We start from the raw sequence: 17,737 nt of genomic DNA, 5'->3' as shown, positions 1-17,737 counted from the left end.
TCAATCTCCTTTGGATCGTTGATGGGGCGATCCTAATCGCCCGGTAGCGGACCCGGGAGTAACAAGACTGTCGAGAAAGCGCCGGGTGTCGGCGTCAGCCAGCGCCGGCTACGGCCGCGGCCGATCGCCTGCACCTTGCCATCCGTGGAGAGCTGTTCGAGGGCGCGCTGCACGGTGCGGGCGCTGGTGCCGAGTGCGATGGCGAGCGCCGAGCTCGACCAGGCCTCGCCATCGGCAAAGAGCGCGAGCATGTCGGCATGGGGCTCGTCGTGCGGCGGCGCCAGCACCGCGACGGCCCTTCCTTCGCGCGGCACCAGCAGGAAACCGTCCTTCGTGGCGGTGATCCCGGCGAGCGGTTCGAGCTCGGCCCGCAACCGGCCCATTTCGACGCGCAGGCGCGCGCGGTGCGACTCGTCGGCGTGCCGGGCGCGGAAAGCGCGCAGCAGCAGGCTTTCCCGGCTGGCATCGCCGGGAAAGGCCTCGGCGAGGGTGCGCAGCAGCGCGAACAGGATCGGCCGTGTGGCGAGCGAGACGGTGGTCTCGCCGCAGCGCACGACGTGGCGGCAGGCATCCACCACGATCCTGTCGGTGGCAAGCAGGGCCTCGACCTCGCCCGGCAGGAGGGATTGCGCGCGGCCTTCCACAATCAGCCGGCCGGCGGGGCTTTGCAGGACCGTGGCGGCGTCCTCGACCTCGCGGATGAGAGCGGGGATGCCGGCTTGCCGGGCGGCTGCGGCGGCGCGCATGAAGGCCTCGCGGGCCGCTGCCGTGCGCAGCCGGCGGATCGCGATGCCGGCGGCGGCGAGGGCATATGCGGCCTGAAGCGGTGGAGGCAGGGTGGCGGGATCGATCGCGGCGAGAAGGGCGGCGGCATCGTCCAGCCGGCCGATCAGCAGCAGGCGGCGGATGGCGAGCATCTTTGCATGGGCGGCGTTCAGCCGGTCGCCGTGCGCCGTGAGCGTCGCCTCGGCGGTGGCGAGCGCCTTCACCGGCCAGGTGAGATCACGCGAGACGAGGGCGATTTCCGCCTCGGCGACAACGCAGCGCGCCCGCGCCACCGCCTCGCGCGGGCCGAAGGCGCGGGCGGCGCTCTTCAGCAGCACCTTTGCGCGGTCGAGATCGCCGAGCTGCGCCATGGCGATGCCGCGCAGTGCCAGTGCTGGCGCGTCATCGCGCAGCGCCACGCGGTTCAGCGCGCCGAGCGGATCGCCGCCGGCGAGCGCCCGGGCGGCGGCGGTGATCATCGAGTCCATTGTATTCCCGTCACACTTGTCACTCCCGCTTTTCCGCGGCCGCCGCTTACGCTCGGTGCATCGATAGAGAAGAAAGGCGTTTCACGATGCGCAATCAAGTCGTTTCCCATGAGGAACGGGCTGAAGGGCCGCCTGCCGCTGCCGGCCGCGGAAACGGCATGCACCCGACAGCGCGAGGCGCTGACCCGGCGACTTCAACTTCGACGACCGGGCCTCCGCGCCGCCGGAGGAGTTGGCGACAAAGCGTGCCGACTACAATTTCGCGATTTGTTCGAACACGGTGTCGGAAATGGTCGGCGTCAGCGTCTTTTACAGGAGCGGGCCGTGCGAGGTGTGCCACACCTATCCCTGCCACGCGCGCGGTGTCGAGATGGTGGACGGTGCCTGTCACGTCCTCGACCTCGTGCCGAAGGGCCGTGGCGAGGACGGCCTTCGCTATCCGATGGAAGGGGTAGGCGGCATGATCGATATTGAGTTGGGCGCGGCGCCGGCCAGCCGGGGGCCGCAGAGGAGATGACAATGATCCATACGCATTATCGCTGGGTGATCGTCGCCGCGGGCGGCCTGCTCGGCTGCATCGCCATCGGCGCGATGTTCTCGCTGCCGGTCTTCCTGCTGCCGATCGCCAGGGAGACCGGCTGGTCGGTGACCGGCATTTCCACCGCCATGACCGTCGGCTTTCTCGCCATGGCCTTCGCCAGCATGGTCTGGGGCGGCCTTTCGGACCGCTGGGGGCCGCGGCCGGTCGTGCTGTCGGGCTCGGTGCTGCTGGCGGCCAGCCTGCTTGCGGCGAGCCTCGCGCCGTCGCTCCTTGCCTTCCAGTTCGTCTTCGGCCTGGTGGCGGGGGTGGCGGTCGCCGCGGTCTTCGCGCCGATGATGGCCTGCGTGACGGGCTGGTTCGACACGCACAGGAGCCTTGCCGTCTCGCTCGTCTCGGCCGGCATGGGCATGGCGCCGATGACCATGTCGCCCTTCGCCGCCTGGCTCGTCACCTTCAACGACTGGCGCAGCGCGATGCAGATCATCGCGCTCCTCGTCGCCGTCGTGATGATCCCGGCATCCCTGCTGGTGCGGCGCGCGCCGGCGCTGGAGGCGGGCGGCGAGGACCCGGCCGCGGCCGACGAGCCACAGGCCGGCATGACGACGCGCGATATCCTGAAGACGCCGCAGTTCATCATCCTGTGCCTGACGAACTTCTTCTGCTGCGCCACCCATTCCGGGCCGATCTTCCATACGGTGAGCTATGCCATCACCTGCGGCATCCCGATGATCGCCGCCGTCTCGATCTACAGCATCGAGGGCCTTGCCGGCATGGGCGGCCGGGTCGCCTTCGGGCTTCTTGGCGACCGGTTCGGCGCCAAGCACATCCTCGTGCTCGGCCTCTTCGCGCAGGCCTTCGGCGCGCTCGCCTATGTCTTTGCCGGCGGGCTTGCCTCCTTCTACGTCGTGGCGGGTCTGTTCGGCTTCATCTATGCCGGCGTGATGCCGCTCTATGCGGTGATCGCCCGGGAAAACTTCCCGCTGCGCATGATGGGGACGGTCATCGGCGGCACGGCCATGGCCGGCAGCCTCGGCATGGCGCTGGGGCCGGTTGCCGGCGGACTGATCTACGACACCTTCGCCAGCTATACCTGGCTCTATGTCGGCTCGTGGGGCATCGGCCTCGGCGCCTTCCTGATCGCCATGACGTTCAAGCCGGTGCCGAGGGCGCGCGCGGCGCTGGCGGCGGCCTGAACGACCGGGATGCTGGGCTCCTCGGGACGAGCAGCCCAGTCGCGGAAGTGGCCGGTGGTGCGGACAGGTTCGCCCTAAGCCGCTCCGGACGGGTCGCCGATCGGCATCAGGGCGGGGTTCGTCGCCTGCTTGCGCTCGATCCGTTCTTCCTCGGTCTCCGCGGCATCTTCTGGCGGGTCGTCGCGGGTCTTGCCGGCATCGCTCAGCTTCTCCCGGGACGGGTCGGCATTGTTTTCGCCATGGGCGTCCCGGTCGCGGTCCGGATCGTCTTTGGCAGGGAGGTAGCCACGCGGGCGCGTTGCCTCGGGGCCTTCCCAGCGGGGGATTGCTCGGTGGTGCCGGCGGCACCGCTCTGTGGTTTTCCGATGGTCATGGTCGGCTCCTTGCTTTTCTTGCTTGTTCCGGGGCTTGTTCCGGCGCTTCTCAGAAATTCAGGAACTGTGCCGGGTTCTTGCGGGCGCGCATGAGCAGGTCCAGCTCCCGTTTCGAGGGTCCGAACTTGTCGTAAAGGCGCTTGGCCTCCTGCGCCGGCAGGTCATAGGCCGCGCGAAAGGTCTCTATCGTGTAGCGTTCCCCCGACAGCCTGCGGTGGTCGGGAAAGAGCTTGGATTGGTCCGGCATGGGCGATCACGCTCAATCGTCGTTGTCCCTGCCGAAACCGGCAAGGGGAGCGATTGTTCCGGTGGATCCGGGAAAAAATCGGGTGTGTTCGCGAACACGCCGCGGCGGGAAATCCCGCCTGCATGGGGAAGCCCGGTCCAGAAGCTGCCGAGCGGTGCGCAAAACGGCGGCGGGGCCCGAACATTCGCGTTCCGGCCCCGTCGTCCGGGAGAAACCCAAGCCGGAAAGCCGGCCACGATGTCTGACGAAAATTGTATACGTAAAAACCCGAAAAACTGTATCGCCTGATAAATTTATCAACGTGCACAGGCCTTCTCAGGTGCGAGATGCGCATCCGGAAGCGTGTGAAACAGCAGTTGATGTTCAACATACATGGCTTCATACCCATTGTACATGGCCGATTTGGCTGGATTGTCGACATTCCATGTCTTGAACTGTTGATGATGCTGTTTTTGCATTGTACACAATGATTGCGGTCCAGAAGATCGCGATGGGGCGGTGCCGCTGGAGGGCGGCGCCGGCCGCATCCAACGACACCCAATGGGAGGGGAAGCATGAAGCAGGCACTTCTTTCGATCTGCGCCGCCGCGCTCGGACTGACCATGGCCGGCCAGGCCTCGGCGGCCGGCACGCTCGAAACCGTCAAGGCGCGCGGCAAGCTGGTCTGCGGCGTCTCGCTGGCGACGCCGGGTTTTGCGGCACCCGATGACAAGGGCCGCATGCAGGGCTTCGACGCCGATATCTGCCGCTCGATCGCCGCTGCGGTCTTCGGCGACGGCGACAAGGTCGAGTTCGTCCCGACCAATATCAACACGCGCTTCCAGGCGCTGCAGTCCGGCGAGATCGACGTCCTGTCGCGCCAGACGACCCACACCTTCTCGCGCGATGCCTCGCTCGGCCTCGATTTCGGCCCGACGGTCTTCTATGACGGCCAGGGTCTGATGGTGGCGAAGTCGCTCGGTGTTGCCAGCGCCAAGGAACTGACGGAAGCGGCGATCTGCACCCTGCCGGGCACCACGACGGCGCAGAACATTTCCGACTTCTTCCGCGCGATCAACGGCAAGTTCGAGCTCGTCGTCTTCGAAAGCCCGGACGAGAACCGCGCGGCCTTCTATTCCGGCCGCTGCGAGGCGATCACCTCCGACCGGTCCGACCTTGCCTCGATCCGCGCCGTCGCCAACAACCCGGACGACTACGTGGTCCTGCCGGAAACCATCTCCAAGGAACCGCTGGCGCCGGCCTTCCGCCAGAACGATTCCAACTGGGGCGACATCGTTTCCTGGTCGGTCTGGCTGCTGATGGCCGCCGAGGAGAAGGGCATCACCCAGGCGAATGTCGACGAGATGCTGAAGAGCGAGGACCCGGACGTGCAACGCATGCTCGGCGTCACGGAAGAGCTCGGCAAGATGCTCGGCCTCGACAACAACTGGGGCTACAGCATCATCAAGAGCGTCGGCAACTATGGCGAAGTGTTCGAGCGCAATCTCGGCGAGGGCACCAGGCTCGGCCTGACGCGCGGCCCCAACGCGCTGTGGAACGCCGGCGGCCTGATCTATTCGCCGCCGATCCGCTGATCGCTTTCAAGCGATTACCCGGGCGCGCGCATGGCGGTGTGCGCGCCCGTCCCCTTTTGGTTTCTAGCGGTGGGGATTCATGGCTTTCCTGCATGACATGCGCTTTCGCGCCTTCTTCTACCAGGTCGTCGCGATCGGCGCCGTGATCCTCGTCGGCTGGACGATGTTCTCGACGGCGAGCGGCAACCTCGCCAAGCAGAACATCGCGACCGGCTTCGACTTCCTGGTCCGGCCCGCCGGCTTCGTCATCACCGAGGCCGCCATCGCCTTCGAGGCGACCGACACGGTCGGCCGCGCCATCCTCGTCGGCATCGCCAACACGGTGAAAGTGTCGCTGCTCGCCGCCATCCTCGGCACGCTCATCGGCCTTGCGGTGGGCATCGCGCGCATGTCGCGCAATCCGCTGCTGGCGCGTCTTGCGCTCGTCTATGTCGAGCTTCTGCGCAATGTGCCGCTGCTGCTCTATCTCTTCCTCTGGTATTCGCTGATCATCCTCATCCTGCCGCCGGTCAAGCAGGCGCTGAACCTCCTGCCGGGCGTCTATCTCTCCAACAGTGGCCTCGTCGTGCCGGCGGCCCTAGTCGAAAGCGGCGGCGGCGCACTGCTCGCCTGCCTCCTCGGCGGTGCCGTCGCGGCGTTCGTCATCCGCCGGGTTTCCATGCGCAGGCGTGTCGCGACGGGCCGGCCGAACCACGGTGCACTCATCGCCACGGCCGCCTTCGTGCTGCCGGCCCTACTGCTCTGGCTTGCCGGCGGTGTCGGCATCGACTGGGATTTCCCGACCGCCGGAAAGTTCCGCCTGACGGGCGGGCTGCATGTGCGGCCGGAATTCGTGGCGCTGCTCTTCGGCCTTGCGCTCAGCGTCTCGGCCAATGTCGCGGAGATCGTGCGCGCCGGCATCCAGGCGGTGAGCAAGGGGCAATGGGAGGCGGCGGCCGCGCTCGGCCTTGCCCGCGCCAAGACCATGCGGCTCGTCGTGCTGCCGCAGGCGCTGCGCATCATCATCCCGCCGCTCACCAACACCTATCTCACCGTCTTCAAGAACAGCTCGCTCGCCATCGCCATCGGCTATCCGGACCTCGTCATGGTCTCCAACACGGTGATGAACCAGACCGGCCAGGCAATCGAGACGATCGCGATCTTCATGGGCGTCTACCTTGCGCTCTCGATCGCCATCTCGCTGCTGATGAACTGGTACAATGCGCATGTCGCGCTGAAGGAGCGTTGATATGGCCGACGTCCAGACCCTTGCTTTGGCGCCGCCGCAGCCGGCGCCGACCGCTCCGCGCCTCGGCAGGCTTTCCGCCTATTTCGGCACGCCCGGCAACACGCTCATCAGCGTGCTGTCCATCGCCGCCGTCGTCTTCATCGCCAAGCTCGCCTTCGGCTGGCTGGTGGTCGATGCGGTGTTCTCCGGCAACGGCGAGACCTGCAAGGCGGCAAGCGGCGCCTGCTGGCCGTTCGTCGCGCAGAAGCTGCGCTACATGCTGTTCGGCTTCTATCCCTATGACGAACAGTGGCGGCCGATGCTGGCGCTGCTGCTGCTCTTCGCCGCCTTCCTCTTTTCCATGATGCCGCGCTTCTGGAGCCGGGGCCTGCTTCTCGGCTGGATCCTCCTCGTCCTGCCGGTGCTCTACATCCTGATGGCCGGCGGCGTCTTCGGCCTCACGCCCGTCGCGACGACGAGCTGGGGCGGCCTGCCGCTCTCCTTCATGCTCTCCTTCGTCGGGCTGACGCTCGCCATGCCGCTCGGCATCGTGCTGGCGCTGGCGCGCGCCTCCAACCTGCCGGCAATCCGGGTTCTCGCCGTCGGCTTCATCGAGATCGTGCGCGGCGTGCCGCTGATCAGCATCCTCTTCATGGCGACGGTGATGCTGCCGCTGTTCATGCCCGAGGGCGTGACCATCGACAAATTGCTGCGCGCGCAGGTGGCGATCATCCTCTTCGCCTCCGCCTATATCGCCGAGATCGTGCGCGGCGGCCTGCAGGACGTGCCCGCCGGGCAATACGAGGCGGGATCCTCGCTCGGGCTGCACTACTGGCAGGTCATGCGCAAGATCGTTCTGCCGCAGGCGCTCAAGAAGGTCATTCCGCCGATGGTCGGCCTCTTCATCGGCTTCTTCCAGGATACGACGCTCGTCACCATCGTCGGCCTCGTCGATTTCCTCGACACGGTGCGCTCGGCCATCCGCGATCCGCAATGGCAGGGCATCGCCGTGCTCGAAGGCTATCTCGTCGCCGCCGCCGTCTACTTCACCTTCAGTGCCCTGATGGGCGCCTATAGCCGATTCCTCGAAAAGCATTTCCGGACGACCCATGCCTGATACCGTCACCGTCATCCGCAACGCCCATACCGTCGTCGCCTTTGATGCGGCCCGCGGCGGCCATGCCTATCTCCACGATGCGGACGTCGCCTTCGACGCGGCCGGCTTCGTCCATGTCGGCGGGCGCTACGAAGGGCCGTTCACCGCGGAAATCTCCGGCCGCGACCGCATGGTCATGCCGGGCCTCGTCAACGTGCACTGCCATTCCGGCGAGGAGCCGGTCTCGAAAAGCCTGTTCGAGGATGCCGGCACGGCGGCGCTCTGGGGCCAGGCGATGTACGAATATTCGACGCTGATCGAAATAAGCGACGATGCGGTCGAGGCCGCGCTCACCGTCATGCTCGGCGATCTCCTGCGCAGCGGCGTCACCACCTTCGTCGACATTGCCGGCCCGCATGCCTGCTGGCTGCCGGTGCTGGCACGCAGCGGCGCGCGCGCCTATGTCGCCCCGGGCTTCCGCGAGGCGGCCTGGCATGTCGAGGACAGCCACAGGCTCGATTTCCGCTGGGACGCCGCGCGGGGCCGCGATGCCTTCACCCGGGCGCTGGAGACGGTCGATGCCGCCTGCGCGCATCCCTCGGACCGGCTCGGCGGCATCGTCGCCCCGGCGCAGGTCGAGACCTGCTCCCCGGACCTGTTGCAGGCGGCAGCGGAGGCGGCGCGCAGCCGCGGCGTGCCGATCACCATCCATGCCGCGCAGACCATGGCCGAACACGAGGAGCTCATGCGTCGCCACGGCCTCACCGCCGTCGCCTATCTCGAAAGCCTCGGCCTTCTCGGGCCGGACCTCATCCTCGGGCACTGCATCTTCATCGACAGCCATGCCTGGACACGCCAGCGCACGGCGGCGGACCTCGAGCGGCTCGCCGCCAGCAGGACGAGCGTCGCCCATTGCCCGGTCACCTTCTCGCGCAGCGGCATGGTGCTGCAATCGCTTGGCCGCTACCGGCAGGCGGGCGTCAATGTGGCGATCGGCACGGACAGCTATCCGTTCAACATGCTGGAGGAGATGCGCATGGCGATGATCTGCGCCCGCATCGCCGGCGGTTCGGTCTTCGACGTCGATACCGCCGCGGTCTTCGAGGCGGCGACACTGTCAGGCGCCAGGGCCTTGGGGCGCAGCGACATCGGCCGCATCGCCCGCGGCGCGAAGGCGGATTTTTCGCTGGTCGACCTCAAGCATCCCGGCATGCAGCCGCTCTACGATCCGCTGCGCAACCTCCTGCACTGCGCCGCCGAACGGGCGGTCGCCGCCGTCTATGTCGACGGCGCCTGCGTCATGCGGGAGGATCGCCCGACGCTGGTCGACTACGACGGCGCGCTGGCCGAGCTGCAGGCGGTGCAGGATTTCGCGGTGCGCCGCCTTGAGGCGAACGATCCGCGCGGCCGGCCCGCCGCGACGCTCGCGCCGCTGTCGCTGCCGGTCCTGTCCTGACGCGATCCCGGGCCGCATATCCGTGGCGCTGCGGATCGCCAAGGCGCGGGCGAGGCCCTATGATGGTCCTCCCGATCCCTGACGCGGCTTCATCCCGGATGCGTGCACGCCCGACCTTTCTTCGTTCCTCGGCCGCCCTTGCCGGCGGCTGGCTGCTGCTCGTCGCCGCCTTTGGCCTCTATTCGGCCGAAAGCCACCGGCAGGCGCTGGAACTGGATGTCTCCGAAAGCGGCCGCGCGCTGCAAAGGGCGGTCTCGCAGCGCGTCGCCCAGCACGACGCGCACCTGACGAGCCTCAGCGCCCTCGGGCTTGCGCAGGCGCAGCCGTCGGAGGATTTCGACCTCGTCGCAAAATCCATCCTGCGCTTCTATCCGCGCATCGTCGCGATCGACCTCATCCGCCTGACGCCGGGCGAGGGGGCGAGCGTCGTGAGTTCGGCGACATCCGCCGATGGCGCGACGGCGAGCCCCGAAGAGGTCTCGAAGGCCGTGGCGGCGCTGACGGCCGGCAAGGCCGCCTATGGCGCGGATGCGCGGCCCGGCCACTACCGCCTGATGAAGCGCATGAACGATACGATGGCCGTCAGCCTCGATATCGACGGGGCAAAGCTCGTCGAGGACGAGGAACTGCCGCGCTGGGCCCTGCTCAGGCTGGCGACGGGCGAGGGCACGCTGCTGGAAATGGGGGCGGCGCAGCCCGCGGATACGGGCTTCCTCGCCCGCACCATCCGCTTCGAGGCGCCGATCGCCAGCGCCACGCAGCCGCTGCGCCTTTCGCTGCAACGCCATGTCACGCTGGCGGCGCTTCTTCCGCCGCTGCCGCTCGCCCTCTTCGCCGCAATCTCGCTTGCCGGGCTTGTGCTCGTGCGCTCGCTGCTGCGCCACCGGCAGGAGGCGGCGCTGGCGCGGGAGGCGGCGGAGGCGGCCGCGCGGCGCGAGGCGCTGCGCCAGCACGAGACGAAGCTTGCCCATGCCCTGCGCATCAACAGCATGGGCGAAATGGCCTCGGGCATCGCCCATGAACTGACCCAGCCGCTGACGGCGCTGCTCAGCCAGAGCCAGGCGGGCCGGCGCATCGCGGCGGCGGCCGGCCTCAAGGATACGCCGATCGACGGTGTGCTTGCCGCCAATGTGCTGCAGGCCAAACGCGCGGCCGATATCCTGGTGCGCCTGCGCGCCTATGTCGGCAGAAGCGCGCCGGAGGCCGGCGTGCACGACCTTTCCCGCCACGTCGCCGATATCGTCGCCCTGTCGCGCATCGATCTCGACCGGCGCGGCATCGCGCTCGACGTCGACCTGCCGGAGGCCCCGGCGCTGGCGCGGGTCGATCCGGTGGAGATCGAGCAGGTCATCCACAACCTCATCCGCAATGCCGCCGACGCGGTGAGCGAGGCGGGGCGGACGGACGGACGGGTGCGCGTGGCGCTCACGCCCGATGCGGCGGGCCATGCGATCCGTGTCTTCGACAACGGCACCGGCATTGCGCCGGATATCCTGCCGCGGCTGTTCGAGCCGTTCTTCTCCGGCAAGCCGGACGGCATGGGGCTCGGGCTCAGCCTGTGCGAAAGCATCGTCGAGCGCTTCGACGGCAGCATTTCGGCGGAAAACGCGGCGGCGGGCGGCGCGGTCTTCACCGTGCGGCTGCCGGCGGCGGACGGCATCGAGGAACGGGAAGAGGCCGCGGAATGACGATGGCGCCGGTCTATCTGGTCGACGACGACGAGGGGGTGCGCAGCGCGCTGTCGCTGCTGCTCGGCACCTACGGCATCCGCATCGAGACCTTCGGCGATCCCACCGCGTTCCTCGCCCGCGCGCCGAAACTCAAGCCCGGCGTGCTGCTGCTCGACCTGCGCATGCCGGCGATCACGGGCCTGCAACTGCACGAGAAGCTCGCCGCCATCGGCTGCGACTGGCCGACGATCATCTGCACCGGCCATGGCGACGTGCACGCCTGCCGCCGCGCCTTCAAGGCCGGCGTCGTCGATTTCCTCACCAAGCCCATCGACGAGCAGGTGCTGGTCGAGGCGCTGCAGCAGGCCTCCGGCGCGCTGGACGTGCATGCGGAGCGGGCCGAGGCGGCGAAACTGGTGGCGCAGCTCACCGAGCGCGAGCGCGAGGTGCTGGACATGGTAGGGCGCGGCTGGTCGACGAAGGAGATCGCCGAAGCCCTGCAGCTCTCGCCCCGCACGGTCGATACGCACCGGGCCAACATCGCCCAGAAGCTCGGCACGACCTCGGTCGCGGAATTCGCGCGCCTTTCGCTGATCGGGCAGGCTCCGTAGTCCTACCGACCCCGCTCCGTCCGTCCACCGATACCGCGAAAGCCGGAAATCTCCGAAAAGAGGGCCGTCGCCGCCGGGAAGACCGGGCGGCCCAGATGGAGATAGACATGAAGACCTTCGTTGCCGCCGCCTTCGCCGCCCTCACGCTTGCCGGCGCCGCCCGGGCTGAAATCCTCACCGAGCGCAACATGCCGCTCGACATCGCCGTCGAGGCGGCCGACGCCGCCGTGAAGGCCTGCGCTGCCAAGAAATTCAACGTATCGGTCGCCGTCGTCGACCGCGCCGGCGTCACCCGCGCTGTCCTGCGCGCCGACCGCGCCGGCCCGCACACGCTCGACAGCGCCGTTCGCAAGGCCTACACCGCCGCGTCCATGCGCACGCCGACCCAGACGATCGCCGAAAATGTCGGCAAGAACCCGGCCGCTGCCCAGCTCGTTTCGATCGAGGGCCTGCTGGTGCTTGCCGGCGGCGTGCCGGTCAAGGCCGGTGACGAGACGATCGGCGGCATCGGCGTCGGCGGCGCGCCGAGCGGCGATATCGACGACGAATGCGCCCGCGCCGGCATCGAGGCCGTCAGCGCCAAGCTGAAATAAGACACCGTCGACGCGACGAAAAAGCCCCGGCATCATGCGGATGCCGGGGCTTTTTGCCGTTCGGGCGGCCAAAGGTGCCGCTTGCCCGAAGCTGATGCCGGCAGTGCCATGGCTGGATATGGGGGATTCCTATTCGCGCCCGGGCGAAATATGAGTGCTGCATGGATGATTCGGCGGCGATTCGTTTTTCCGGTCGTGGCGGCAGGGTGTTTCAGAGGAGCGTCCTGCTTGCGACCTGCGCGGCGGCAGTATTGGCCGCCGGCTGTGCGGCGCGGCCCGGCGTCGGTGTCGCGACGCTTTCCACCACCGTTCCGGCGTCGAGCGCGCTGGTGTTGCCCGCTCCCGGCACGCTGTCGATCGTCAGCGTGATCCAGCGGCAATATACCAATGCGGTCGAGCAGCAGATCGCGCTGTCCACCTCGGCGGCGACGCCCGGCCAGAATTTCATCAGCATCCAGGCCTTCGGCCCGGTGGAGACGACGGCGATGCCCGGCGGCACGCTGGCCTTCAAGCCGGTGCAGCATTCGGCGATCCGAAGCGAGATCCGCGCCGCGCTGCCCGGCCGCGCGCTGGCGATCTCGTCGAATTTCGTGCGCAACAGCTACGGGCCGTTCGGCTACGCCTATGGGCGGGGCGCGGGCGATGACGGCTGCCTCTATGGCTGGCAGCAGATCCGGGCGGACGAGGCGGACCGCGGCAGGCTCAACAGCTACGGCTCGATCCAGATCCGCCTGCGCGTCTGCCAGTCCGGCGCCGGCGAGAAGGAGCTGGTCGAGATGATGTATGGCTACACTATCGCCGGCGGCTTTTCCGGCACGACCTGGAACCCCTACGGCACGCCGGCCGCGGTCGACAGCGGGATCGGCGGCGGCGAGCCGCTGCGGGTCGCGATCGAGGAGCGCAGGGCGCCGGCGACCGTCGTCGTGGAGACCGGGACGCGCGTGCCGGCGGTCCGCCGCCAGACGGAAAAGCGGCCCGTCATGCGGCGCGCGGAAGCGCTCGACGGGGGCGATACCGTCATCGTGCCGTCGCCGACGGGCGGCGCGGTCTCGGAAACGGAAGGGGAGGCCGTGGTGGTGCCGTCACCCGTCTGCGTTACGTCTTCTTCGGGTTCGACAACCTGCAATTGAATATCGCCTAATTTTTCCTTAACATAATGGGGCGTAAGGTCCCGGGTTGGAACGCTATGACGGCGAAGGACGGCGTATGAGACATATCGGCACGATCATCCTATGGGCACTGGTCTCCGCCCTGGTGATCCTCGTGATCACGCTGCCCATCAACCTGCAGACCCAGCTCGTCGCCAGCATCGCCGTGGTCACCTTCATGGCTGTCATCAAGGTGCTGCGCGCCGAGGGTATCTGGCGGCTGATCGCGCTCGCCTTCGGCACGGCGGTCGTGCTGCGCTATGTCTACTGGCGCACCACCAGCACGCTGCCGCCGCTGAACCAGCTTGAGAACTTCATTCCCGGCTTCCTGCTCTATCTTGCCGAAATGTACAGCGTGATGATGCTGGCGCTCAGCCTCTTCGTCGTGGCGATGCCGCTGCCGCCGCGCAAGAGCCGGCTGGCCGAGGAGGGCAGGCTGCCGTCCGTCGATGTCTTCGTGCCGAGCTACAACGAGGATATCGGCCTTCTCGCCAACACGCTCGCCGCCGCCAAGGCGATGGATTACCCGGCGGACAAGCTCACCGTCTGGCTGCTCGACGACGGCGGCACGGAGCAGAAGCGCAATGCCGCGGCGGTGATCGAGGCGCAGGTGGCCGAGGCCCGCCACCGCGAGCTCCAGGCGCTCTGCCGCGATCTCGGCGTCAATTACCTCACCCGCGCCCGCAACGAGCATGCCAAGGCCGGCAACATGAACAACGGCATGCAGCACTCGACCGGCGAGCTGATCGCCGTCTTCGATGCGGACCATGCGCCGGCGCGCGATTTCCTGCGCCAGACGGTGGGCTACTTTGCAGACGACCCGAAGCTCTTCCTCGTCCAGACGCCGCATTTCTTCCTCAACCCGGATCCGCTGGAGCGGAACCTGCGCACATTCGAGACGATGCCGAGCGAGAACGAGATGTTCTACGGCATCATCCAGCGCGGCCTCGACAAGTGGAACGCTGCCTTCTTCTGCGGCTCGGCCGCCGTGCTGCGGCGCACCGCGCTCAACGAGGCGGGCGGCTTTTCCGGCCTTTCGATCACCGAGGATTGCGAGACGGCGCTGGCGCTGCATTCGCGCGGCTGGAACAGCGTCTATGTCGACAAGCCGCTGATCGCCGGCCTGCAGCCCGCCACCTTCGCCAGCTTCATCGGCCAGCGCAGCCGCTGGGCGCAGGGCATGATGCAGATCCTGCGCTTCCGCTTCCCGCTGTTCAAGCGCGGCCTCTCCGTGCCGCAGCGGCTCTGCTACATGTCGTCGATGCTGTTCTGGCTGTTTCCCTTCCCGCGCACGATCTTCCTCTTCGCGCCGCTGTTCTACCTGTTCTTCGACCTGGAGATCTTCACGGCCTCCGGCGGCGAATTCCTCGGCTATACGCTCGCCTACATGTTCGTGAACCTGATGATGCAGAACTATCTCTACGGCTCGTTCCGCTGGCCCTGGATCTCCGAGCTCTACGAATATGTGCAGAGCGTGCATCTCCTGCCCGCCGTCGTCTCGGTCATGCTGAACCCGACCAAGCCGACCTTCAAGGTGACCGCGAAGGACGAGTCGATCCGCGAATCGCGCCTTTCGGAGATCAGCCGGCCGTTCTTCGTCATCTTCGCCGTGCTGTTCGTCGCCTTCCTGATGAGCATCTACCGTTTCTATTCCGAGCCCTACAAGGCCGACGTCACCTTCGTCGTCGGCGGCTGGAACCTGCTCAACCTCATCATCGCCGGCTGCGCGCTCGGCGTCGTGTCGGAGCGCAGCGAAAGGGCCGCGAGCCGGCGCGTGACGGTCAAGCGGCGCTGCACCTTCATCGCCGACGGACGGGAATATCCCTCCACGCTGGAGAATGTCTCGGCCAACGGCGCGCGCGTGCAGGTCTTCGGGCTGGAGCCGGACCTTGCGACGGATGCGCGCTGCGCGCTGCGCTTCACCCCCTACGGCGCGGCGCATGAGGAGGTCTTGCCGGTCGACGTGCGCAATGTCGAAAACCTCGGCAGCGTGGTCGCGGTCGGCTGCCGCTTCATGCCGGAGGTGGCGCGGCACCATTCGCTCGTCGCCGACCTGATCTTCGCCAATTCCAACCAGTGGAGCGATTTCCAGGTCTCGCGCCGCTACAATCCGGGCCTGTTCCGCGGCTCGCTGTGGTTCCTCGGCATCGCCCTCTACCAGACGAGCCGCGGCCTTCTCTATCTCGTGCGCAGCTTCGGCGGCGGCCGCAAGAAGGAGGTTGCCTCGTGATGCTCCTGCCCGTCAGGGCCGCGCTTTGCGGTCTCACCTTCTCGCTCTGCGCATCCGTCGCCCTCGCGCAGGATACCTCCGTTCCCTTCGACATGTCCGGCGAACGCGGCCCTGCCGTCGAGAACACGCCGGCGACGGAGGAAAACACCCCTGCCGTGCGGGAAACGAAGCAGCCGGAAAAGAAGGTGGCGATGCCCGATCTTTCCACCCGGCGCTATATCGTTCCGGCAACGTCGCTGCTTCTGGAAGGGGAGGTCGCAAGCCAGTCCTTCCCGCTCTTCCTGACCCCGCAACAGGCGGGCAGCGCGACGGCGATCAATCTTGGCTATTCCAATGCCGTCGTGGTGGCCCCGGAGGCCTCGCGGCTCACCGTCGTCGTCAACGACACGGTCGTCGGCGAGCTGCCGGTCCAGTCCGCGGAAGGCATCAAGGACGTGCGCTTCGACCTGCCGGCGGGCCTCCTGCGCCCCGGCGTCAACCGGGTGACCTTCAACGCCGTGCACCGCCACCGGACGGATTGCACGATCCGCTCGACCTATGATCTCTGGACGTCGCTCGACCCGTCGCGCACCTATCTGACGGTGCCGCGCGACACGAGCGGCCGCCTCCTGACGACCGACGACGTCGCGGCCATCGGCCTCGGGCCGACGGGGCAGACGAAGTTCGTCATGGTCGTGCCGGAAATGGGCCAGCCCGTCGCCACCAATGCGCTGATGCGGCTCAGCCAGGGGCTGGCGCTGATCGCGAAGATGCCGAACCAGACCTTCGACATCACCGATACGCTGCCGTCGGCGGCGGGGGCCGGGGAGTTGACAGTGCTGGTCGGCACGGCCGGCAATCTGGCGGCGCTGCTGCCGGGCCTGCCCGCGACGGCGCGCTCCTCGGCCGTCGCCACCTTCGTCGATGCGCCGGACGGCGACCGCAAGGTCTTCGTGGTCAGCGGGCCGGACTGGCCGTCGATCGAGGGCGCGGTGGAAGGCATGGTCTCGCCCATCGACCGGCCGCTCGGCGTGACGCGCGAAGCGCTCAGCGTGCGCCAGCGCAACGGCGCGGACATGCCGCTCATCCTGGGGGAGACGTCGCCGACCTTCGCCTCGCTCGGCGTGCGCACCGGCGAATTCAGCGGCCGGCGCTATCGCATCGGCTTCGACGTCGGCATTCCCTCGGATTTCTATGCGGATGCCTATGGCGAGGCGACGCTGCTGCTCGATGCGGCCTATTCGCCCGAAGTGCTGCCGGGCAGCCATATCGACATCTATGTGAACGGCAACATCGCCACGACGGTGCCGATCACCAACCGCAACGGCGGCATCTTCCGCCATCTGCCGATCCGCGTGACCATGCGGCATTTCCGGCCGGGGCCGAACCGCATCGACATCGAGACCGCGCTCCTGACCGAGGCGGACAAGATCTGCGCGCCGGGCGCCAGCGCCAGCGACGAGCCGCGCTTCGCGCTGTTCGATACCTCCGAGTTCCGCATGCCGCGCTTTGCCCGCGTCGCGCAGCTTCCCAGCCTTGCCGCCCTGTCGGGCACGGGCTTTCCCTATAACGGCCAGGCCGATCCGGTGGCGCTCTATCTCGACCGCCTCGATGCGGACACGCTTTCGACCAGCGCGACCTTCCTCGGCAAGATGGCGGTGTCGAGCGGGCGGGCGCTGCAGGTGCGTCCGGAATCCTCGGCGCTCGCCATCGGCGAACGCAATGCCATCCTGGTGGGCACGATCTCGCAACTTCCCCCGCTCGTGCTCGGCCAAACGCATATCGCCGCCGAAAGCGCCTCCGCCTGGGGCGGGCCGGCCGATGGCGGCGCGCAGCACGGCGCGACCCAGGACGCCATCGACGAGTGGCAGTCGCGCGTGCGCGGCGGTTCCTGGCGCGGGCAGATTTCCGCGCTGGAGGCCTGGCTGCAGGAGACCTTCGACATCCCGCTCGCCTCGCTCCGCCTGCTGCCCGGCGAAGAACCGCTCGTGGCGCCCGGCGATACGGCGCGCTTCCTCGTCGCGCAGGGCAACAGCCCTGACGAGAGTGCGACCTGGACCGTGCTCTCCGCGCCGACCGGCGCCGACCTCAAGGCCGGCATGGTCGCGGTCGCGCAGGACGAACGCTGGCAGCAGCTCGACGGCTATGTCAGCCTGGACAGCAAGGACGCGGATGCGCTCGACACGCGCCCGGTCAGCCGCACCCGCTTCGTGGCGACGCAGCCCTGGACCTTCTCCAACATGCGGCTGGTCGCGGCGAACTGGCTGTCCTCCAACATCCTCGCCTATGCGGCGGTGTTCTGTGTCCTGTCGATCCTGCTCGGCATCGCCACGTCCGGCCTCCTGCGCCGCTTCGGTAGGGAAGTCTGAGGGCGCCTGTTTACCGACGGTTAACCCTATCGGGGTTTTATCACGATTGATTGGCTCTTCCCGGGGGCGGGGCGAGATGTCCCGCCGTTCATGGCGCATGGTGTCGCCGCGGACCGGGGCGGGCCGATTGGAAGTTGGAATGTTGCAGCGCCCCTCGTGCGTCATGACCGATGCCCGGCGCTGTATGGCAGTGATG

14 protein-coding genes and 1 pseudogene are annotated in these 17,737 nt (G+C 67.8%); 12 read left to right on the top strand and 3 right to left on the bottom strand.

The genetic code is table 11. The features are described from left to right. Positions 1-32 precede the first annotated feature (32 nt). Positions 33-1,253, bottom strand: coding sequence for a hypothetical protein (locus shn_RS12360; protein ID WP_064330675.1), 1,221 nt, complete (start codon positions 1,251-1,253; stop codon positions 33-35). Between the two features lie 232 nt (positions 1,254-1,485). On the opposite strand from shn_RS12360, the gene shn_RS12355 reads away from it, so the two are divergent. Together shn_RS12355 and shn_RS12350 are read left to right on the top strand one after the other, a co-directional pair. Next, a complete protein-coding gene (locus shn_RS12355; protein WP_064330674.1) occupies positions 1,486-1,770 on the top strand; it encodes a DUF899 family protein in 285 nt (94 codons plus the stop codon). Positions 1,771-1,772: 2 nt separating this feature from the next. Beyond that, positions 1,773-2,987 carry an MFS transporter gene (locus shn_RS12350; protein WP_064330673.1) on the top strand — a complete coding sequence of 405 codons (1,215 nt, stop codon included), beginning with the start codon at positions 1,773-1,775 and terminating at the stop codon, positions 2,985-2,987. 182 nt (positions 2,988-3,169) lie between these two features. On the opposite strand, the pseudogene shn_RS37010 reads toward shn_RS12350, so the two are convergent. Together shn_RS37010 and shn_RS12345 are read right to left on the bottom strand one after the other, a co-directional pair. Then, positions 3,170-3,360 (bottom strand): annotated as a pseudogene (locus shn_RS37010) (hypothetical protein); the annotation flags it as partial. Positions 3,361-3,410: 50 nt separating this feature from the next. Beyond that, positions 3,411-3,608 (bottom strand): hypothetical protein, encoded by a 198-nt coding sequence (locus shn_RS12345; protein ID WP_064330672.1) that lies wholly within the window; start codon positions 3,606-3,608, stop codon positions 3,411-3,413. A 554-nt stretch (positions 3,609-4,162) separates the two neighbouring features. Here shn_RS12345 and shn_RS12340 point away from each other — a divergent pair. The 10 genes from shn_RS12340 (at position 4,163) to shn_RS12295 (ending at position 17,541) form a co-directional block, all read left to right on the top strand. After that, positions 4,163-5,182, top strand: a complete 1,020-nt coding sequence (locus tag shn_RS12340) for an amino acid ABC transporter substrate-binding protein (protein WP_064330671.1) — start codon at positions 4,163-4,165, stop codon at positions 5,180-5,182. A gap of 79 nt (positions 5,183-5,261) precedes the next feature. Beyond that, positions 5,262-6,410, top strand: coding sequence for an amino acid ABC transporter permease (locus shn_RS12335; protein WP_064330670.1), 1,149 nt, complete (start codon positions 5,262-5,264; stop codon positions 6,408-6,410). Position 6,411: 1 nt separating this feature from the next. Continuing rightward, the gene (locus tag shn_RS12330) at positions 6,412-7,506 is read left to right on the top strand and encodes an amino acid ABC transporter permease (RefSeq protein WP_084437957.1); all 1,095 of its coding nucleotides are present in this window, start codon (positions 6,412-6,414) and stop codon (positions 7,504-7,506) included. After that, positions 7,499-8,941: an amidohydrolase family protein gene (locus shn_RS12325; protein WP_064330669.1), complete on the top strand. Its 1,443-nt coding sequence runs from the start codon at positions 7,499-7,501 to the stop codon at positions 8,939-8,941. The genes shn_RS12330 and shn_RS12325 overlap by 8 nt, the downstream gene beginning before the upstream one ends. 98 nt (positions 8,942-9,039) lie before the next feature. Further along, positions 9,040-10,629 (top strand): sensor histidine kinase, encoded by a 1,590-nt coding sequence (locus shn_RS12320; protein ID WP_064330668.1) that lies wholly within the window; start codon positions 9,040-9,042, stop codon positions 10,627-10,629. Beyond that, positions 10,626-11,222 carry a response regulator transcription factor gene (locus shn_RS12315; protein ID WP_064330667.1) on the top strand — a complete coding sequence of 199 codons (597 nt, stop codon included), beginning with the start codon at positions 10,626-10,628 and terminating at the stop codon, positions 11,220-11,222. Before shn_RS12320 ends, shn_RS12315 begins: the two co-directional genes overlap by 4 nt. 107 nt (positions 11,223-11,329) lie before the next feature. Then, positions 11,330-11,815 carry a heme-binding protein gene (locus shn_RS12310; protein ID WP_064332572.1) on the top strand — a complete coding sequence of 162 codons (486 nt, stop codon included), beginning with the start codon at positions 11,330-11,332 and terminating at the stop codon, positions 11,813-11,815. Between the two features lie 161 nt (positions 11,816-11,976). Further along, on the top strand, positions 11,977-12,945 hold the full coding sequence (gene bcsN, locus shn_RS12305; protein WP_084437953.1) for a cellulose biosynthesis protein BcsN: 969 nt from the start codon (positions 11,977-11,979) through the stop codon (positions 12,943-12,945). A 76-nt stretch (positions 12,946-13,021) separates the two neighbouring features. Beyond that, positions 13,022-15,193: a UDP-forming cellulose synthase catalytic subunit gene (bcsA, locus tag shn_RS12300; RefSeq protein WP_064330665.1), complete on the top strand. Its 2,172-nt coding sequence runs from the start codon at positions 13,022-13,024 to the stop codon at positions 15,191-15,193. Beyond that, positions 15,193-17,541, top strand: a complete 2,349-nt coding sequence (locus shn_RS12295; RefSeq protein ID WP_064330664.1) for a cellulose biosynthesis cyclic di-GMP-binding regulatory protein BcsB — start codon at positions 15,193-15,195, stop codon at positions 17,539-17,541. The genes bcsA and shn_RS12295 overlap by 1 nt, the downstream gene beginning before the upstream one ends. The last annotated feature ends 196 nt before the right edge of the window (positions 17,542-17,737 follow it).

The organism is Shinella sp. HZN7 (assembly GCF_001652565.1).
GTDB lineage: Bacteria > Pseudomonadota > Alphaproteobacteria > Rhizobiales > Rhizobiaceae > Shinella > Shinella granuli.
The sequence above is the reverse complement of the archived record's forward strand: the minus strand, read 5'-3'. Positions and strand labels throughout refer to the sequence as shown.